At 48.7% G+C, this 19,441-nt stretch carries 17 protein-coding genes; 6 read left to right on the top strand and 11 right to left on the bottom strand.

Annotated elements, in window-relative coordinates; all coding sequences use genetic code 11:
* Window positions 1-52: 52 nt before the first annotated feature.
* Both COW20_17590 and COW20_17585 read left to right on the top strand, forming a co-directional pair.
* Window positions 53-637: a hypothetical protein gene (locus COW20_17590; protein PIW46054.1), complete on the top strand. Its 585-nt coding sequence runs from the start codon at window positions 53-55 to the stop codon at window positions 635-637.
* Window positions 634-1,359: a DNA-binding response regulator gene (locus COW20_17585; GenBank protein ID PIW46053.1), complete on the top strand. Its 726-nt coding sequence runs from the start codon at window positions 634-636 to the stop codon at window positions 1,357-1,359. The genes COW20_17590 and COW20_17585 overlap by 4 nt, the downstream gene beginning before the upstream one ends.
* A gap of 75 nt (window positions 1,360-1,434) precedes the next feature.
* Here COW20_17585 and COW20_17580 read toward each other — a convergent pair whose 3' ends face one another.
* Both COW20_17580 and COW20_17575 read right to left on the bottom strand, forming a co-directional pair.
* A complete protein-coding gene (locus COW20_17580; GenBank protein PIW46052.1) occupies window positions 1,435-1,692 on the bottom strand; it encodes an RNA-binding protein in 258 nt (85 codons plus the stop codon).
* A 16-nt stretch (window positions 1,693-1,708) separates the two neighbouring features.
* Window positions 1,709-1,948: a 30S ribosomal protein S16 gene (locus COW20_17575; GenBank protein PIW46051.1), complete on the bottom strand. Its 240-nt coding sequence runs from the start codon at window positions 1,946-1,948 to the stop codon at window positions 1,709-1,711.
* A 173-nt stretch (window positions 1,949-2,121) separates the two neighbouring features.
* Between COW20_17575 and COW20_17570 the strand changes: the two genes are divergently transcribed.
* Complete coding sequence (locus tag COW20_17570; protein PIW46050.1) at window positions 2,122-2,652, top strand: RNA methyltransferase; 531 nt, start codon at window positions 2,122-2,124, stop codon at window positions 2,650-2,652.
* Here the strand turns inward: COW20_17570 and COW20_17565 are convergent.
* The 6 genes from COW20_17565 to COW20_17540 all read right to left on the bottom strand — a co-directional run bounded on the left by COW20_17565 (window position 2,607) and on the right by COW20_17540 (window position 9,479).
* Window positions 2,607-4,202: a hypothetical protein gene (locus tag COW20_17565; GenBank protein ID PIW46049.1), complete on the bottom strand. Its 1,596-nt coding sequence runs from the start codon at window positions 4,200-4,202 to the stop codon at window positions 2,607-2,609. The genes COW20_17570 and COW20_17565 overlap by 46 nt on opposite strands.
* Window positions 4,203-4,207: 5 nt before the next feature.
* Complete coding sequence (locus COW20_17560; GenBank protein ID PIW46048.1) at window positions 4,208-5,869, bottom strand: hypothetical protein; 1,662 nt, start codon at window positions 5,867-5,869, stop codon at window positions 4,208-4,210.
* 204 nt (window positions 5,870-6,073) lie between these two features.
* The gene (hydA, locus tag COW20_17555) at window positions 6,074-7,468 is read right to left on the bottom strand and encodes a dihydropyrimidinase (protein PIW46047.1); all 1,395 of its coding nucleotides are present in this window, start codon (window positions 7,466-7,468) and stop codon (window positions 6,074-6,076) included.
* A 236-nt stretch (window positions 7,469-7,704) separates the two neighbouring features.
* A complete protein-coding gene (locus tag COW20_17550; protein PIW46046.1) occupies window positions 7,705-8,400 on the bottom strand; it encodes a hypothetical protein in 696 nt (231 codons plus the stop codon).
* A gap of 13 nt (window positions 8,401-8,413) precedes the next feature.
* Window positions 8,414-8,896, bottom strand: coding sequence for a single-stranded DNA-binding protein (locus COW20_17545; protein PIW46045.1), 483 nt, complete (start codon window positions 8,894-8,896; stop codon window positions 8,414-8,416).
* A gap of 241 nt (window positions 8,897-9,137) precedes the next feature.
* Window positions 9,138-9,479, bottom strand: coding sequence for a hypothetical protein (locus COW20_17540; protein ID PIW46044.1), 342 nt, complete (start codon window positions 9,477-9,479; stop codon window positions 9,138-9,140).
* 404 nt (window positions 9,480-9,883) lie between these two features.
* Here COW20_17540 and COW20_17535 point away from each other — a divergent pair, with 404 nt between their 5' ends.
* The 3 genes from COW20_17535 (at window position 9,884) to COW20_17525 (ending at window position 16,434) form a co-directional block, all read left to right on the top strand.
* Window positions 9,884-11,815: a hypothetical protein gene (locus tag COW20_17535; GenBank protein ID PIW46043.1), complete on the top strand. Its 1,932-nt coding sequence runs from the start codon at window positions 9,884-9,886 to the stop codon at window positions 11,813-11,815.
* A 165-nt stretch (window positions 11,816-11,980) separates the two neighbouring features.
* Window positions 11,981-13,876, top strand: coding sequence for a tRNA uridine-5-carboxymethylaminomethyl(34) synthesis enzyme MnmG (locus COW20_17530; protein ID PIW46042.1), 1,896 nt, complete (start codon window positions 11,981-11,983; stop codon window positions 13,874-13,876).
* A 98-nt stretch (window positions 13,877-13,974) separates the two neighbouring features.
* On the top strand, window positions 13,975-16,434 hold the full coding sequence (locus COW20_17525) for a glycogen phosphorylase (GenBank protein PIW46041.1): 2,460 nt from the start codon (window positions 13,975-13,977) through the stop codon (window positions 16,432-16,434).
* Window positions 16,435-16,483: 49 nt separating this feature from the next.
* On the opposite strand, the gene COW20_17520 is transcribed toward COW20_17525, so the two are convergent.
* The 3 genes from COW20_17520 to COW20_17510 all read right to left on the bottom strand — a co-directional run bounded on the left by COW20_17520 (window position 16,484) and on the right by COW20_17510 (window position 19,379).
* Window positions 16,484-17,188, bottom strand: a complete 705-nt coding sequence (locus COW20_17520) for a hypothetical protein (GenBank protein PIW46040.1) — start codon at window positions 17,186-17,188, stop codon at window positions 16,484-16,486.
* A gap of 149 nt (window positions 17,189-17,337) precedes the next feature.
* Complete coding sequence (locus tag COW20_17515) at window positions 17,338-18,387, bottom strand: peptide ABC transporter substrate-binding protein (protein PIW46039.1); 1,050 nt, start codon at window positions 18,385-18,387, stop codon at window positions 17,338-17,340.
* The gene (locus tag COW20_17510; protein PIW46038.1) at window positions 18,384-19,379 is read right to left on the bottom strand and encodes a peptide ABC transporter ATP-binding protein; all 996 of its coding nucleotides are present in this window, start codon (window positions 19,377-19,379) and stop codon (window positions 18,384-18,386) included. The genes COW20_17515 and COW20_17510 overlap by 4 nt, the downstream gene beginning before the upstream one ends.
* Window positions 19,380-19,441: the final 62 nt, after the last annotated feature.

Raw genomic sequence — 19,441 nt, 5'->3', positions numbered from 1 at the left:
TCTTGCTTTTGAGACTGGACGAGATCTGAGATGAGTGGATATAATACAAGTCATGGCGAATATTGCTAATTGCAACAAATTATTTCTTTGTGTAAAGGCCTTCGTGCTGTCTTGCTTGCTGTGGCCTTTGGCTGTACAGGCTCAAACACGTAGCTTTGCTGCTCCCCAGATTTCATCTGGGGTGTATCAAGCGTTCCAGAAAGATCTTGTCAAGCACCCTTTGATGGCGGTGTCCTTGCCTGAGCAAAGCTATGCCGTGCTCCGTTTGCTGGAATACCAGCGCGAAGATGCACAACGCAGTTATTGGGCGCAGTTACGTTTGGATGAGCAGCAGCAGGTTTTCAAGATGCGCGTACGTTTTGAAGTTTGGCAAGCGGGTCTATTGCGCTGGCAAGTGACTGTAGCTCCGCAAAGAGCCCTGCGCTATCTTTCGGATGAGGTTAAAAGTACAGGGCAACCTATTTTGCCCTCTTATTTATCACAAGAAGCAGGGCTGCTTTATTTTCCATCACTTTCGGGTCCGCAGGAAGCCAAGTTGCGCCAGGAATTGGCTTTAGAGGCTGCGGATTTAATTTTGGCAGATTTAGAAAAATATTTGAATCAGAGCACAACGCAAACTTCGGGGGATGAGTCATGAACAAAGGCAAAGTGCTGGTTGTGGACGATGAAGCAAGTATTCGGCAAATCGTTGAGGCCCGTTTAAAAATGGCTGGTTTTGAAGTCACCACAGCCTGCGACGGCGCAGAGGCCATGGAGTCTTATTATGAAGTGCATCCTGATTTGATCGTCTTGGATATCATGATGCCACGTATGGATGGTCTGCAGGTTTGCCGGGAAATTCGAAAAAAAGATACCACACCGATTATTATGCTGACCGCCAAAGGCGATATTGCAGACCGCATCAATGCCTTGGAGATGGGGGCAGATGATTATATTATAAAACCCTTCAGTCCACGTGAGCTTGAGGCGCGCATCAAGGCAGTTTTGCGTCGGACCTATGTTAAACCCGCCAAGCCCGCTTTGATCGAGGTGGACGAGATTTCGATTGATTTGATGCGCCGGCATGTCTTGAAAAATGGAGAGCGCGTCAAACTCACAGAGATGGAGTTCAGTCTTTTAGAATTGCTGGCTTTGAATCCTGGCAAGCCTTTTTCCCGCAATGATATTCTTCAACAGGTTTGGGGCTATCGCCTCAACCAATATTCGGATACCCGCGTGGTGGATGTGCATGTCAGCCGTCTGCGCAGCAAGCTCGAAAAGGACGTCAGCGATCCTGAGTTGATCCTGACGGCCCGTGGTACAGGGTATATGTTTCAACATTATAATCTGAATGAGTTGAGCGAAGACGAAAGCCTCTGATCGCTCTTATAAATATCCAGACTAAAAAGCACCCCATCGGGTGCTTTTTTCGTTTCGGTCCTGTAAAAGGTTAGATTAGTTATCCAGAACTTCTATATTAATGCGCTGCTGAGACTTAACCGCAGCTGCTTTAATGACCGTACGCAACGCATTGATTGTTTTGCCCCTGCGTCCGATTACGCGTCCGCGGTCATCTGGATGTACCTGGAGGCTAATGTCCAATTGGGACAGATCCTCTTCTTCAGGTTCAAAACTATTGACCTGAATGCCGACATCTTCAGGGTATTTGACCAACATTTTGACGATCAATTCTACTGCATCGGTAACAGCCATGATTTCTGTTCCTGCCTTAAGCGCTCTGGGCTTGTTTGATCAGACGCTCTACCACATCTGTAGGTTGAGCACCTTGGTCGAGCCATTTTTTCAGAGAATCTTCTTTAAAGCGGATGATGGAAGGTTCCTGACGGGGATCATAAAAACCAATTTCTTCGATCGGACGACCATCGCGACGGCTGCGTGAATCGATCACCACAACACGGTATACGGGTCTTTTTTTTGTTCCGAAACGTTTCAGTCGAATCTTGACCATTGAAAAATTCACCTCTGGAGTCTAACTTGCTATCTATTTTAAGGATGCAAATATTTTTGCATCTCTGCTTTGGGACTGGGTTTGGATTTACATTCTGAATTTGAAAAGGCGGCTCAAGAGCAGGGGCTCTATGACGCAAACATCGGTCAGAACAAACAGTTGTCCACAAATCTATGTCATTATACGATACATCCACAGGTGTGTACACTGAATGCAAAGGAAATGCTATGTCTGAAATCTATTTAATCCTGCACAATATCCGCTCTTTGCACAATGTTGGGAGTTTGTTTCGTACCGCAGATGGAGCGGGTGTTTCAAAAATATATCTGACAGGCTTGACGGGTTTTCCTCCACGCAAAGAAATTCATAAAACCGCATTGGGGGCTGAAGAGTTTGTGGCCTGGGAGCATCACTGGGAACTTGAACCTGTTTTAAATCAATTAAAAGCAGAGGGGGTTCAATTGATTGGCGTTGAGCGTTGTGAACGCTCTCAGCATTATCTTCGGGTAGATTACCGCTTGCCAGTGGCCTTTTTACTGGGCAATGAGGTTTGGGGACTTGAGCCCGAGGTGATAGAATCCATGGACGCCTTGGTGAATATTCCCATGCATGGCCAGAAAGAATCTCTGAATGTTTCTGTTTGTGGCGGTATCTTGCTCTACGGTGTCAGGGCCTGGGCGGAATTCAAGGGAATTTCCTTATAAAGGGCTTCTTGCAGTATCAATTTGCGTGCATTCAACTCACTGACTTTCAGACAGACGGGGCCAGAAATATTTTGAGTGATACTTTGTCGATACGTGCCCATATTGATTTCAATGCCTGCAAAGATCTCTGTTTGAATCTCAAGCTTTTCTCCTTCAGGGTAGAGCAACCAGTTTTGCCCTACAAAGGAGAGTTCGTCCCGCAATTGCTCAAGACTGAACTCCTGTTGGTTTCGCCTGATTTTTAGAGTATCGTGTGTCAAGGTTTTTAAGGGCCTGGTTCGGGATTGAATCATGAGTTTTAGGGTGTCCTCAAGCTCGATACGTGTCTCTTTCAATTCCTGAACCAAACCTTCATAGCGGTTCATGAACCATTGATCCAGGCCCATATGTAAAAAAGTTTTTGTATTTTTGTGGCTGCCCAAGATTCCAATATGCGCTGCTTTTAGGACGATCAAATGTCCTCCTTCTACCTGTGCGGCCTGTGCGTTTCGCCCACAACGGACATGGCTGTGGCGGATGGCTTCCCTGATCTTGAGATCGCGTTGGCACTCAATAAAAGAGTTTTGAAGCGAACGGGCTTGAAGTTGGCCTTTGACCCAGACGGCGCAGCATTCTGTTATGTCGCCATGGACATGCAGATCACCTGCGATTTCAAGCCGAGCCCCGTTTAAATTGCCAAGTACTTCAAGATGCCCCTTGGTTTTGACCGTATAATCTTTTTCGATATTTCCCAAAACCAGCACACAGCCATCATAATCGATATTGCCCGTCTGCCTGTCTACTTTTTCGAGAGTCAGAATTGGGTCGACCCGAATCGTATTGAAACGTAAGACTGGACAGCCTTGGCGGGTTGAGACCAAGACCTGGGGATTCGATTCTGAATGTTTTGAGCCCTGTGAACTGAGCAAAGTCAAATTTTGGCCTGGATGGGCAGATAATTTTTGGCCCGTTACGAGATAGCCTTCTGTGCCCGCCGTAGCGGGGTTTAGGCGTCCCAAAGTGGTATGGATGTCTACAGAATGAACGGTTTGACCTAAAACAGGCAAATTGGAGGGGGTTTCTTGCCAAAGGGGCTCGAGCCAGGCCGCTTGGCCATGGACAGGTAATTTGCCCCGAGCAATTAGAAGATTCTCGGCCTGTGTGTGCTCAAGAATATAGGCAATAGCGTCTTCGAGATAGCCTTTGAGAATATGCGTATAACTTAGGCGTTCGATAAGGCGTTCACGCTGAATCTTTTCTCCTTCATAGGCCGCTTGAATGCTGACCCAAGCCGACATCTTATCTTCGGAAACGCGGGTTTGCATGTTAAATTCAATCCGACGGGCAAGGCAACGTATGATCTCATTATCATGATGGGCCCAAGATTTTTGAGTCAATTCATCAAATACTTTTTGATCCATTTCAAATTGAAATGAGGAATAATCGGTTTCCAGCAAGGCTTCGAGTAAAAGTTCAGGATCGAGAATTCCTGTTTCAAGGGCCAGGGGGTTGAGAATTGCGTAAATTTGGGTTTTATCTTCTGAGGTTTGAATGCGTAGAGCTTGGGACATGAAAATCAACGCTTGCTATAGGGTGACCAGGCAACTTCAGGCCCGCTTTGAGACTCTCTGAGGCGGAGACGGGAGGGGCCCATATCTTCATTCACCAGATAGGGAATTTCAGCAAAAAATAGGCGTACACCGGCATGCAATTGTTCCATGACGCAGACTTCAGATTGAGAGCGTGACATGCGCAGGCTTTCATGTAAATTATTGATATGCTCAGAGAGCATATTGACGGTTTCAAGTAACTCGCTTCTTTTTTCTTCAAGGTTTCCCAATTCACTGGCTTTTTCCATGGCCCGGGTACGGATATAAATAATCGATTTAATCACCTGTTCCAATTCGTTTTTATGGTGGCGAAGATTGTGGTCGATATCCTTGAGCTTTTGACGCAGATAGGGGTCTTCTCCCAGAGAAATATGGGTAGCAGTAGAGGCCATTGAACCCAGAATACGTGCTTTTAAAGAGTTTGCTCCCCAAATTTTGCCACCGTTTATTTGGCCCTTGCCCCCATTGCAACCGACAAAAATATTGCCCATGACGCGGATTTGACAATGAAACAGCCCATCATGAATGTGGAGGTCACCAAAGCATTCAACAGAAGCGTTTTGAATAAAAGCGGCCTGAATATCTCCCCGAGCAGAGAGTGAGGTGTTTTCCCGACCATAGACACTGCCTTTGATTTCGATATTGCCACCGGCTTCCAAAATGGCATCTTCAACGGAGCCGTGCACAATAATATCGCCGCGGGCTCTGACTTCAAAACCGCTGTTGACGGAACCCATGATCATCACCGAGCCATTGAATTGAATATTGCCCGTTTCAAGCCCTACGTTTTCAATGCTGATCACATCCTCGACTTTGACTGAACGGCTCAGGCGTACGGGGCGTCCTGAGCGTGAGGACAAGAGCAGATTTTTGTCCTGATCTGAGATGCGGGTGCCGGGGCTTTCGGATAAATGGTAGTCCCGACCTGTTTCAGCAGGAATTTCTTCACCCGTGACCCGTTTGCCGGGGGTTCCCGGCTCAGGAGGATGTTTCCGCATTAAGGGGGTATCGGGTTCAACTGATTGAATCTGATTGAGTTCACGGTAATTGACGCTGCCATCGGCCCTGAGTTTGGGGCCTTGGCTGTCCTCTGGGTTGGCCAAGAGAAACTCAAACCAGGCGCCTTTGCCTTTCTGAGCAGGTAGGCCTTCAGCAATCAGTACTTTTTGAGCACGCCCTTGAGTCAATACCGCATCGAGAATATCTTCTTTAATTCCGTAAACAATGCCTGCTTTTTTCAGGCTGTTGAGAATCTGAACCCGTTCAGGCGGGCTGGATGCAGGAGAGGGTTCCAGGGTCAGCCATGCTTTGAGCGCATCTGCTGAGATTTGGATATCAATGCCTTCGAGGGGCTTTTGCAACGCACAGATACGTGTGACGGGGCCAGATAATTGACTTAAATCCAGAGCCGTGAGTTCGTCTAAAACCTCAGGACGAAGCGCGAAGCCCTTGAAGCCCATGGCGGCAAAAGCCGATTCCAAAAAGGGGCGTGTCAGAGGACCTGGAATTTCTGCAGGATCAAGAATCAGAATAATTTGAGTTTGATCAGGGTTGGGGTAAAAATGCAAGCCCTGCTGTTCTTGGTTTTCAGAGGATAAGTCCGGTACATGGTAGGTTGAATGACTCATGATAGCAGATCAGATCCTTCTGATTCCGTTTACTAACTCTCTCGCAATGCCCTTGTAGATGATCCATCTGAAAAGCTGAAAAATGCAGATCCTGCAGTGGGCTGAAACATGTTCTTCTATAATTAAACACCAAACAAAGGATAAAATGAAGGGCTGAAAACAAAATCCTTGAGATAAAATGATGTTTTCAGCCCCGTAAATTGCCTATTTCAGGCCCCCGTAAAGGCCTCTTTTAAGAAAATGCCCATCCCCTTTGCGGCCAATATAGTTGTTTTTCTCGACAACGACTTTGCCTCGGGAGATAACCGTTTCTGCAATGCCCTGAACTTCTACCCCTTCATAGAGGCTATAGTCTACGTTCATATGGTGCATATGGGGATTGTTGATGCTGATGGTCTCTTTGCGTTCAGGATCAAAAATAACGATATCAGCGTCAGAGCCGATGGCAATGGTGCCCTTTTTGGGGAAGAGCCCAAAGGTTTTGGCCGCTGCCGTTGAGGTCAGTTCCACGAATTTATTCACAGAGATGCGTCCGCCAACAACCCCGCCATTATAGACAAGACTCATGCGGTTTTCAACGCCTGGGCCGCCATTGGGGATTTTTGTAAAATCATGCAAACCCAGTTCTTTTTGGTCTTTAAAACAGAAGGGGCAGTGATCGGTGGCGATGGACTGAAGATCGCCAAAACGCAAACCTCTCCAGAGTTTATCCTGGTTCCACTGTTCGCGCAGTGCTGGGGTCATGACATATTTGGCGCCTTCAAAACCCTCTTTAAAATAATAGCTTTGGTCAAGAAAGAGGTACTGAGGGCAGGTTTCTGCAAAGGCAGCAACCCCCCGTTGACGGGCCAGCGAAACCTGCTCAAGGGCATCAGAAGAAGAGAGGTGAACAATATACACAGGCACCCCTGCCACTTCGGCGATCGAAATGGCGCGGTGGACGCCTTCTGCCTCCATGCGGGTGGGGCGGGTCAAGGCATGCCATTTGGGATCGGTTTTGCCTTCGCGGATGGCGTCTTTGATAATTTCATCAATCACGATGCCATTTTCAGCGTGCATGCAAATCACGGTTCCGTCTTGACCCGCTTTGCGCATGGCGCGGAAAATCGTGCCATCATCGGCATAAAGTACACCAGGATAAGCCATAAACAATTTATAGGAGGTAATGCCTTCATTGGCCAGACGGGTCATTTCAGGAATGCGTTCTTCAGGTAAGTCGGTAATAATCATATGAAAGCCATAGTCAATTGCCGCTTTGCCTTCGGCTTTGGCATGCCAGGTATCGAGCGCTTCAAAGGTTGATTTCCCTTTGGTCTGAATCGCAAAATCAATAATCGTGGTGGTTCCACCACAGGCGGCAGCCCGTGTGCCTGTTTCAAAATCATCCGCTGAAACGGTGCCTCCGAAGGGCATGTCCATATGGGTATGGGGGTCGATTCCACCGGGAATTACCAGTTTACCGGCGGCGTCGATGACCTGATCCGCAGGCATTTCCAAATTTTTTCCGATCAGGGTGACCGTATCGTTCTCTATAAAGACATCGGCGTGATAATCGTCTACTGCGGTTACAATGCGGCCATTCTTAATCAGCAATGACATAGATTCATGATTCCTTTCCGATTCAGAGGTGAGTTACAGGCTTGGGATGTCAGTCCTATTTTGCTGAATGCGCTCTGAGATAAAGACTGTGACTTGCACTCAGGCTTTTACTGACAGGTTTATGTTAGCACAGAAGCGTGCTTTCTCCAAACCGCCAAGCAGTTGTCTGGTCTCAAGAAAGTTTAATCTGGGGATAAAGTCAAAGAAAAAAAAAGAATTCTGTTGAAAAATAAAATTCAATGGCTTTGTTTTGAAAGGGGCTGGGCTAAGATCTCAGGCAATTCTCTGACATGATTGAGCGTAAAGTCAGGTTCTTCAAGCTTGTTTTGCGGCAAAATATGGGCGCATTCGCCGTGTCGAATCCAGACAGTGGTCATGCCCAATTGGTTACCGGCGACAATTTCATTGTTGATGCGATCTCCGATCACGGCAAATTCGTGGTTTTCACCGCCAAGGCTTGTTTGAAGTTCGTAAAAAGCCTTGTACTTTCCGTTTTTGTCTTTGATATCTACGAAATGAATTCCCTGAAAGAAGGGAGCAATTTTTAAGAGTTCGACTTTGCGCTTTTGGGTTTTTTCATAGCCTGAAGTGACGAGAAAGAGGGCGTAGTTTTGAGCCCAGTTTTCAAGCAAAGCGCGTGTACCCGGAAAAAGGTCCAATTCTGTCAAATGGGGATTGAAATAGGTTTCAAAGCCGGCTTGAATCACGGCCTGAGACTGGCATTGATAGTGGGCAGCCAAAAGTGCATTGATTTCAGCTCGGGGGTGCTGAAGCAGAAGATTTTGGCGGGTTTGCATCAGTTCCGCAGGGGAAATCTGCAAACCCGCCGCATGCATGGCCAAACAGGCTTGCCAATGGGCTTGATAGACCAGTTGGCCATGGGTGTCGATCAGGGTATCATCCAGATCGAAGATCAGGGCGCGTAGCGACATGCTGGCTCAGAACTCAAAAAGGCGGCAGTTCATCATCGTCTACAAATTCATCTCCGCCAAAATCATTATGAGATGAGGAGGGGGCTGCTGCGCGCGCTGGAGCAGCTTCACGCCGAGGAGCGGGTGCCCCTCCGCCAAAATCACCGGTGCGCTCTTCACGGGCCCGGCGGGATTCGAGCATTTGGAAGTTTTCACCATGAACATAGTATTTTTGACGTTTTTCACCTTGGGGGCTTTCCCAGTTGTCGACACGTAACGCGCCGGTCACGCTGATCAAATCCCCTTTTTTGACAAACTCACCCAGGCGTTCGGCCTGTTTGTCCCAGAATTTACAGCTGATCCAGTCGGTGATGGGATTGCCTGAAGCGTCTTTGGTGGTGCGGTTGACAGCCAAACGCACTTCTGCGATGGCGGTTCCACTTTGGGTATGACGCATATCGTCGGAAACATTGTTTCCTGCGCGTCCAATCACGACAATTTGATTATTAGCGGCCATTCAGTATATTCTCCTTTTAAGAGCATTCAAAATTACGTAAAAAAACAAGTAAAATGCATTCAGGACAAGGGTCTGTGAGGGCAATAGAAAGTTTCTCTCAGTTAAAAGTTGACTTTTTCAAGCCCTCATTTTCAAGCCCATTTTCAACTCTTTGAGCCTGAACCTTCAGCATTTACATACAGAATAACATACGCACAAATACAGGTCAAGAGGCTTTCCTCAAGCCAAATGAGACAAGTTTTTAGCTTGTGAAATCATCATCCTCTTCGTCTTTGGCTGAGCTGCCTTTGCTTTTGCGAAAAGCCCGAAAATCTGTAATCTGGGCCACTTCGCTCTGGGCCTCTTTTTTGGCTGCAGGCGCAGCGGCAGGGGCCGCAGGCGGTGGGGCTGAGGAGGCTTGAAAGCCACGACCTGTTAATGCGACCACAGATTCTTCTACCATTTTGGCGAAGTGCATAAAATCTTCGCGGGAAAAATAGAGTGCGGCCTGGTAGGCATTGACGACCACTTTATTTTCGCTCTGTACTTCCCAGATCGTGCCAAATTCGCATTCACCGAGTGTTTTGAAATCTTCTGCATCCATAAAATTCAATCCTGGTTTTTTGATCTAAGACGGCTGGGGGGTCGTTGCTTGAGCAAGATTCCCGCTGGAATCAGCAAAAGACAAGTAATTGCGCTCATTTTAACACAGCTTTTCAAGTGCGGGTAGGGTCAGCTGTGCTGAGACGGGAACAAAGATTTTGCCAGCAGACACTGTTTTAAAGCTTAAATTCTGTTGGCTGGGATTCTTGAAAGTACTTGCTTGAAAAGATTTCTATCGCAAATATTCTGAAATGAACAGAGGTACTGTGCTAAATTTTAGGCAAGATTTCTGGCTGTTTTCGGGATAATACCCTAGAAATAAAGAATTACCTATATTCAGAGGTTTTCGAATTCTTCGATACTTCAAACTGAAGGTGGGTTTAGTTTGTACAAAGGAGTTTTTCCATGGCAGAGGGTGGTCTCAATATTGGTTCTCATGACAAGGGGTTTTGGGATCCGAACAATCCCGTAAAAGCGAATAAAACGCCCTTGGCTTCTGGCTTAAGCCTTGAACAGGCGCTTGAAAAAGCCAAACAGCATGAGGGCGCAGAACTGGTCATCGTCGATGCTGATGGCAAGGCCAATGTGCATGCCCTGACGATTGAAGATGGCTTTTGGAAAGAAAACAAACAGATCTTAATTTCAGAGCTGGATCGCGATCCCAATATCAAGCAGGATCATGGCAAAACACCGCTGGCGATAGACAATAATATTGCCCAGGCTTTTTCAGGCCGGGGGGCTTTTTTGGTGGATGAAAAAAATCAGAGCACCTTTTTAGGCGATGATGTCGATCAAACCACTGCCAATGTCAAACTTCAGGCCGCAGATTCCTATCTCAAGCAACCGACCCAGTCACGCGTCGATGCCGCTTATGTGATTGCAAAAGATGCAGGCCAGGAAAAGCACGTAGATCAATTCCTTGCGGTTCAGGTGCTTGACCGTTTGAAGGCCGATTATCGCCAGACTGCCCCCGCTGCACAGCAGATTTCACTGCTGAAAACCGGAGCGGTCAAAACGAAAATGGAAGATCTGATTGGCAATCTCTCAGGTCTGGCAGGACAGGAAACCCAGCGGGTGGGGGAATTGCGTGGACAGTTAAAAACCCGTACCGATACATGGGTCGCTGATTTAAAAACACCCACCCGTGAGCGCGACAGTGCCCTGGATGCCTGGCAAACCGCTGATCGTCGTGAAACAAAGCGGGTAAACCAAACGGCGCATGATTTGCGTGAAGCCCGTTTCCCGCATGTCTTTGAGTTGGAGGCTACCCTGGCAGATGCCAAAGATCATCGCAGTGAGATGCGTTCTCAGCTGGAGCGGGCCTCTCAATCCAGAAGCCAGGCCCAGGCGAATGTGAATGCCTTGGAACGCTTGCCCGGCGAAGCAGAAGGCCATTTGCAGCAAGCCCGCCAACTGGAGTCTGAAAACCGGGGCCTGTATGCCCAAATTCAGACCTATACCGCTTTAACGCTCTCGCAGGTCAGTTCAGATCGCCGCCAGGCAGAAAGAGATTATCAGCGGGCTTCGACGGATCTCGATTTTGAACGCGCGAAACCGAATAAACCCAGTGCGCCTCCTTCCTCGGGCGATGGCAGCCCCTATGGTACCGATCCCTTTAAGCCAGGGAATGGTTCTCCCTATGGAGCAGACCCCTTTGCCGACGCCAATAAATACCGGGATTTGAATCGGATTGATCAATTGGAAAGGCAAGTCTCGCGTGCCGGGCGTGAGGTTCGCGAATTGAAAGATCGGGAATCCAGTTTAGAATCGGTTAATTTACGTTTGGCATTTACCCAGGATATTGATCAGATCAGCCTGCTTTTTTATAATTTGGATCCGATTGACCGCGTGGCGCTGAGCCAATACAAAGATCGCAAGGACAGCAATGTGCGCTCGATTGCCAATCATCAGCAAAGCGCTCGAAATTTACAGTCGCGCTACCAGAATGAAATCAGTGGCGCCAACCGCTCGCTGAATTCGGCGCTGAGCAATGAAGAGGCTGCAAGAGGGCGTTACAGCCAGTCTGAAAGCCAGGTTGCAGGTCTGGAGCAGGACTTAAGCGATTTGCTTGCCCATCCGCGCTCTGATACCCAGGCCGAGGTCAAGCCCTATTTTGCGGCCCATCAAAAGGCACTTGAGCATCAAGAGGCCACCGTGGGAGCGAAAGCACCGCTGACTGTGGCGCGGGATAAAACCCAGGCCCGAGTGGATGAGCTGAACCGTGTCTATCGGGGAGACAAGTCTGTTTTGGACGGCCAAATCGGCAATGTACAAGAGACTCTCCTCAATGAAGCCCAAGCGAAAATTCAAGCAACCCGCACTCAGGTGGCTCACTGAAGCCTTTGACAAGCCTTTTGATGGATAGGCCTGCGCCGGATTTCTGAACAGGAGATCTGGCGCATTGTGGTTCATGGCGTTGCGGTGGCTGTGCTAAAATATTCGATAAAACAGAATAAAATGTCTGAATTTAAGTCTGACCCTGCAAATTAAAAGGAAGCTGCCATGTTGATACTGAACCAGGACGAAAATAGCTTTGACGTGATTGTGGTGGGCGCAGGCCATGCTGGCTGTGAAGCAGCTTTGGCAGCAGCACGTATGGGCTGTAAAACGCTCCTGTTGACTATCAATCTCGATACGATGGCCTGGATGCCCTGCAATCCTGCCGTGGGCGGCTTGGCCAAGGGAACTCTGGTCAGAGAAGTGGATGCCTTGGGTGGTCAGATGGCCAAGGTCACCGATCGCAGCTATTTGCAGATTCGTACCCTGAACCGTTCCAAAGGGCCTGCTGTGCAGGCCTTACGCGCCCAGAGCGATAAAAAACTCTACAGCCGCATCATGCGCCAGGTACTTGAAACTGAACCCAATCTCAAAATCAAACAGGCCATGGTGGATCAGGTGATCCTCGAAAATGGAAAGATCGCAGGTCTGCGCACCCATTTTGGCATGGAATACCGCACAGAAGCCTTGGTCTTAACGACCGGCACGTTTTTGCAGGGTAAAATATTTGTGGGCCAGACCGCTTTTTCAGCGGGTCGTTCCGGTGAGTTTTCGGCTGAACAGCTCTCACTCAATCTGCGTGAATTGGGAGTGCGTACCCACCGTTTAAAAACGGGCACCTCGCCCCGGATTGACCGCCGCAGCATCAATTTTTCGATTCTTGAAGAACAGCCGGGCGAAGAACCGATCCGTTTTTTCTCGTTTCAACCGCCAGAAACGGCCTTGCCCCAGCATGTCTGCTGGATCACCGCGACCAATCTGGAAACCCACCGGGTGATTACCGATAATATTCAGCTTTCACCCATGTACAGCGGCATGATTGATGGGGTGGGCCCGCGCTATTGTCCTTCGATTGAAGACAAGGTCGTGCGTTTTGCCGATCGTGAACAGCACCCTGTCTTTTTGGAGCCAGAAGGCGCAGACAGCACTGAGATTTATGTTCAGGGCATGTCGACCTGTTTGCCCGAGCCCGTTCAGTTGGCCATGTTGCGCACCATGAAAGGGCTTGAAAAGGTTGAAATCATTCGCCCAGCCTATGCCGTAGAATACGATGCCATTCCCGCTACGCAACTGCATCCCTGGCTGGAGCTGCAGGCGGTTCCTGGGCTGTTTACCGCAGGCCAGATCAATGGCACCAGTGGGTATGAAGAAGCGGCTGCCCAGGGGATTGTGGCGGGGATCAATGCCGCCCGCAAGGCCCAGGGGCAGGATTATATTATTTTCAAACGCTCTGAATCGTATATCGGCACCCTGATTGATGATTTGGTCACCAAAGAAATCTCAGACCCCTATCGCATGCTCACTTCGCGTTCAGAGCACCGTTTGATGCTGCGTCACGACAATGCGGATCTGCGTTTGACGGAACTGGGCTATCGGATTGGCTTGGCGGGCGAAGATCGTTGGCAGCGCCTGCAAGAAAAGCGTGAAACGATTGCCCGTGAACTTGAGCGTTTGAAACAGACCCGCGTGAAGGCCCATGAATTGAATTCAGTGATTGAACACCTCGATCTTCCGGCCGGCAGCATGACCTTGGTTGAATTGCTGCGCCGTCCGGATATGCCCTATGCGCTTTTAGAACGCCATTTCCCGCCTGAAACAGGTTTGCTCGATCCTGAGTGTGCCGAACAGGTTGAAATTCAGGTCAAATATGCAGGCTATATCAAGCGCCAGCAGGTTCAGGTTGAGCGTTCCCAGCGGCTTGAAAACCTTGAGATTCCACTTGCCTTTGATTATTACGCGGTCAAAGCGCTTTCGCGTGAGGCCCAGGATAAACTGAGTAAATTAAAACCTGCCTCCCTCGGCCAGGCTGCCCAGGTGGGCGGTGTGACCCCGGCAGATATCTCGGTTTTGCTGGTAGCGCTTGAAGCGGCCAAGCGGAAAACCGTGGCGGGCGTGGTTTAGATTATAAAGCCTTTGGCTTGAGAGGTAAGGATGCGTTGGGCTTCCCGTTTTGCTAAACTGTCTAAGTCTAAACAGAACGGATAGAAAAGGACCTGCCCATGCCACACCGTTTACCCAACCCCCGCACCGGAATGGAAATTCAGTCGATCGAGACGGATATTCGCGAACATTTGCGCTATACCCTGGCTGAAGACAAATATTCCTCAACTCAGTGGGACAATTACCAGAGTCTGGTTTTGGCCGTGCTCGATCGGGTACATGACCGCTGGTTGGATACCCAGGATAATTTTTACCAAAAAAAATCAAAGCAGGTTTATTACCTCTCCATGGAGTATCTGGTGGGTCGCCTGCTGGATAATTGCCTGATCAACCTGGGCATTCAGAATGAAACCCGGCAGGCGCTCAAGCATTTGGGGCTCGATTTTGATCAAATTCGCAGTGCGGAATGGGATGCGGGTCTGGGCAATGGCGGTTTGGGGCGTTTGGCAGCCTGTTTTCTGGACTCAATGGCCACCCAGGGCATTGCGGGCATGGGCTATGGCATCCGCTTTGACTATGGTATGTTTTTCCAAAAAATTCACAATGGCTATCAAATTGAGTCGCCTGACCAGTGGCTGCGCTATGGCAATCCCTGGGACATTGTGCGCCCTGAAGTGCAATTCAAGATCAATTTTTATGGCAATACGTCCTTTCACGAAGACAGCGAAGGCGAAGTGTTTGTGAAATGGGAAAACACTGAAAAGGTCTTGGCAGTGGCCTATGATACGCCGATTCCTGGCTACCGCAATGACAAGGCGATTACCCTGAGGCTTTGGAAAGCTGAAGCGATCAATTCTTTGGATTTGACGCATTTTAATCAGGGCGAATATATCAATGCCATGCGCGATAAAACCCTGAATGAAAATATCTCCCGTGTGCTCTATCCCAATGACAAGGAATTTGTGGGCCAGGAACTGCGCTTAAAGCAGGAATATTTTATGGTGGCCGCTGCCCTTCAGGATATTTTCAGACGCTTCAAGAAAATGCATACCGATCTGCGTAAGTTCCCGGATGCGGTGGCAATTCAGTGCAATGATACCCATCCCAACTTGGCGATTGTTGAGTTGATGCGGATTTTGATTGATATTGAGCGTTTGCCCTGGGATTTGGCCTGGGAGATCACCACGCGAACGATCTCGTATACCAACCACACCCTTTTGCCCGAAGCACTTGAAAAATGGCCGGTTTCATTGATGCGCCTGCTTTTGCCCCGCCATTTGGAATTGCTCTATGAAATCAACCGCCGGTTTCTCAGCCAAATCACCCTCAGCAGTGGTGATGATTTGAGCTCAAAACAACATCTTTCGATCATTACCCAGGGCGAAGCCCCGATGGTGCAGATGGGCCATTTGGGCGTGGTGGCTGCCCACCGTGTGAATGGGGTTTCTGCGGTGCACAGTGATCTCATGACCAAGACCATTTTTCGCGATTTTGCAGAGCTTTGGCCTGAGAAGTTTATCAACGTCACCAATGGGGTGACTCCCCGGCGTTGGATCAAACAATCCAATCCTTTGCTTTCAGATTTGATTACCGATAAAGTCGGTCTTGGCTGGGTCAAGCAATTGGATGAGATCAAGCAGCTTGAAAAATATGCCGATGATGCGGGTTTTCAAAAAGAAATCTGGGATATTAAACAAAAAAATAAAGCCACTTTGGCCGCCTATTTGAAAAACCGTCATGGCTTTGAGCTCAACCCCCATGCGATTTTTGATGTGCAGATCAAGCGAATTCATGAGTACAAGCGCCAATTACTCGCGGCTTTGCATACGATTGTGCTCTATAACCGAATCAAAGCCGATCCTGAGGCCTGTATTCACCCGCGCACCCTGATTTTTGCAGGCAAAGCGGCTCCAGGTTATGCCATGGCCAAACTGCATATTAAATTGATCAACAGCATTGGCGAGAAGATCAACCATGACCCCGATATGCAGGGTAAACTGCAGTGCTTTTTTATTCCCAATTACAATGTTTCCCTGGCCGAACATCTTTTTCCGGCCTCAGACCTGTCTGAACAGATTTCGACGGCGGGCTTTGAAGCCTCAGGCACAGGCAATATGAAATTCGCGCTCAATGGCGCGCTGACGATCGGAACTCTCGATGGCGCCACGATTGAAATGATGGACTTTATTGGCCGCGAAAATATGTTTATTTTTGGTTTGAGCGTGGATGAAGTTCGTGATTTGCGTATTTCAGGGTATCAGCCTGAGCTCTATGTCAAAGCAAATCCTGAATTGGAACTGGCTTTGAATCAGTTGCGTGAGGGGGTCTTCAGCCCTGAGGATCCCGCACTCTTTGAACCGATTCTCGGTGCGCTTTTGGAGCGGGGGGATTATTTCATGGTTTTGGCAGATTTTGAAGCCTATGCCCAAGCCCAGGAAACCGTGGCCCAGCTCTACCGCGACAAAAATGAATGGAGCCGCCGGGCGATCTTGAATATTGCGCGCATGGGCTATTTTTCTTCAGATCGCACGATTTTGGAATATGCCAGCAAGGTCTGGGATGTGAAACCTGTGACCTGAAGTTTCTCACCTTAAAAAAGCCCCTGTTTCTGACAGGGGCTTTTTTGTTTTAAATCAGGAGCAAAATCCGCTCCCGCTCATGTTCGGGAATATAGCGGTTGATATAGTATTTGATTTCCTGGCGGGTATAGCGCATGGAAAAATGCATCAAGACGATAAACTGGCTGCGAATCTGCGGTAAATAATTGACCAAATCACGGATATGAATATGCTTGCGCTTGGCCGCTTCTTCATAGTGATCATCGGCTAAAAAGGTACATTCTGTGATTAAAATTTCACTTTCCATGATCTCGGGGTGCATTTCAAAGACCTTGATGGTCGAGTCGCCCACATAGGCCATGCGTGACATGCGAATCGGATAGACAATCTCATGGCCTTCGCGCTTGAGCTTGACGATTTCCTGTTGGTTCAGGCCGATATATTCGGGTTTGAGCTTGGAACGGGTTTCAATCACTTCAAAACCGACCGAGGGAATGCGGTGATCGGTTGCAAATATCTTCATTTGATTCTGACGTTTGAAGTCGATCAACATGCCCGGTTCAACCGGGATCAGTTCATAATCCCGGCGGGCCTGTTCCAAGGCTGCTTGGGAACGAATGAGGGCTTGGGCTGGTTCCAAAGCTGCGGCAGGCACATAAATTTTACCTGTTTCAAGCTTGGCCAAATTGCGGTGGGCAATATAATAGGTCATGCCCAGGCTGTGATCGCCATGAAAATGAGAAATAAAAATTTGCGGTACAAAAACCAGATGCATGGGACATTTGCCGATATCAAAACAGATATTCAGCTCATTGACCTTCAGATAGGTTTCAATGGTACTGCGGGAATAACCTTCCAGGGTAAAAGCGCCACAGAGAAGCTCTGTGGCATGGGCAGGAGGATGAATTGCTCTGGCTCCTGCTTCTAGTTGGTGGTCCGCAAGGGAGTTTCACCTGCCGCTGCTTTGTGCAGGTGGCAGGCCACGTAATGCCCGTTGCCAGTATCGACCAGCGGAGGCTCAGTGGTTTTACAGATATCTTTTACTTCCCAGCAGCGGGTATGAAAGCGGCAGCCTGAGGGAGGATTCACCGGGCTGGGAATATCCCCTTCGAGAATAATACGCGCTTTGCGCTCAGATCCACGCATCAAGAGCGGATCGGGTTCAGGAACAGCCGACATCAGGGCTTGGGTATAGGGGTGTTTGGGATTGGCGTAAAGCAAATCATTTTCAGCCAATTCCACCACCTTGCCCAAATACATAACGGCGACGCGGTCGCTGATATGGTTGACCGTACTCAGGTTGTGGGCAATGAAAATAAAGGTCAGATTGAACTGGGCCTGCAAATCATTGAGCAGGTTCAAAACCTGGGCCTGGACGGATACATCCAGTGCGGATACGGGTTCATCTGCAATGATCAGCTTGGGATTCAGGGCCAAAGCGCGGGCTATCCCGATACGTTGACGTTGGCCACCTGAAAACTCGTGGGGAAAACGCTCAGTATAGGAGGGGTTTAAGCCTACGCAATCCAAGAGTTCGCGCACGCGTTTTTTCATATCTTGCGAAGAAGAAAACATTTTATGCACGCGCAGGGGTTCAGCGATAATATCGCCGACCGTCATACGCGGGTCGAGCGAGGCATAGGGGTTCTGAAAGACCATCTGCAATTGCCGACGCATGGCGCGCATATCGTTGTTATTGAGTTTCAATAAATCTTGCCCCTGGAAAATGACTTCTCCCTCAGTGGGTTCAATCAGGCGCAAGATCAAACGGCCTGTGGTGGATTTTCCGCAGCCGGATTCGCCTACCATGCCCAGGGTTTCGCCTTCACGCACAAACAGGTCAAGACCATCTACGGCTTTAACAGCACCTACTTGCTTTGAAAACAGAATGCCCCGCTTGATCGGAAAATGCTTTTTGAGGCCTTTGACCTCTAGCAAAACGGGATTATTGGATTTATCGGTCTTGTTGCTCATTGTGCTTCCTCGGCCTTCCATTCATCGCGCATCAGGCAGCGTGCAAATTGGTTGACGCCTACCCGGATCAGTTCGGGTTCTTTTTGTTTGCAGATTTCTTTGGCTTCAACACAACGGGGTGCAAAAGCACAGCCTTTGGGCAGTTTGCTCAGGCTGGGGGGTTGTCCGTCAATCGAGTCCAGCCGATCTTTGATTTCATCCAAACGGGGGATAGATTTTAAAAGACCCAGGGTATAGGGGTGGCTGGGGGTTTTAAACAGGGTAAAGACATCGGTGGCCTCTACCACTTTGCCTGCATACATAACGCAGACAAAATCACACATTTCAGCCACAACACCCAAATCGTGGGTAATAAAAATAATCCCGGCATTGTATTTTTCTTTGATTTCACGCATCAAATCAAGAATTTGAGCCTGAATCGTGACATCGAGGGCTGTGGTGGGCTCATCGGCAATCAAGAGTTTGGGTTCGCAGGAGAGAGCCATGGCGATAATGGCACGCTGGCGCATCCCACCTGAAAATTGGTGCGGGTATTGATCGACACGTTTTTCGGGTTCAGGAATGCCCACTTTGCGCAGCATTTCAATCGCTTTGGTTTTAGCGGCATCCCGCTCCAAACCTTGGTGGAGCATGATGGCTTCCATGATCTGTTCGCCAACGGTTAAAACAGGGTTGAGCGAGGTCATGGGGTCTTGTGAAATCAGGGCAATTTTATTACCGCGGATTTTACGCATATCTTCTTCAGAAAGGGCCAATAAATCTTGGCCTTCAAAGAGAATTTTGCCTCTGACAATTTTCCCTTGGGGCTTTGCAATCAAGCGCAGTACCGACATGGAAGTGATACTCTTGCCGCAGCCGGACTCACCGACTACACCCACCACTTCGCCACGGCGAACTTCAAAGTCTACGCCGTCTACAGCCTTAACAGTACCCTCTTCAGTAGTGAAATAGGTTGCCAGGTCTATTACCTTGAGTAGTGCCTCTTGCGCCACGCAGGCCTCCTTCGTTGAGCGGATCGATTTTTCTATGTTTTGTAATTTGGGGTAGGAATAAC

Source organism: bacterium (Candidatus Blackallbacteria) CG13_big_fil_rev_8_21_14_2_50_49_14 (assembly GCA_002783405.1).
Classification (GTDB): Bacteria; Cyanobacteriota; Sericytochromatia; order UBA7694; family UBA7694.
Note: the sequence above shows the minus strand (reverse complement) of the source record. Positions and strands in the feature narration are given on the sequence as shown.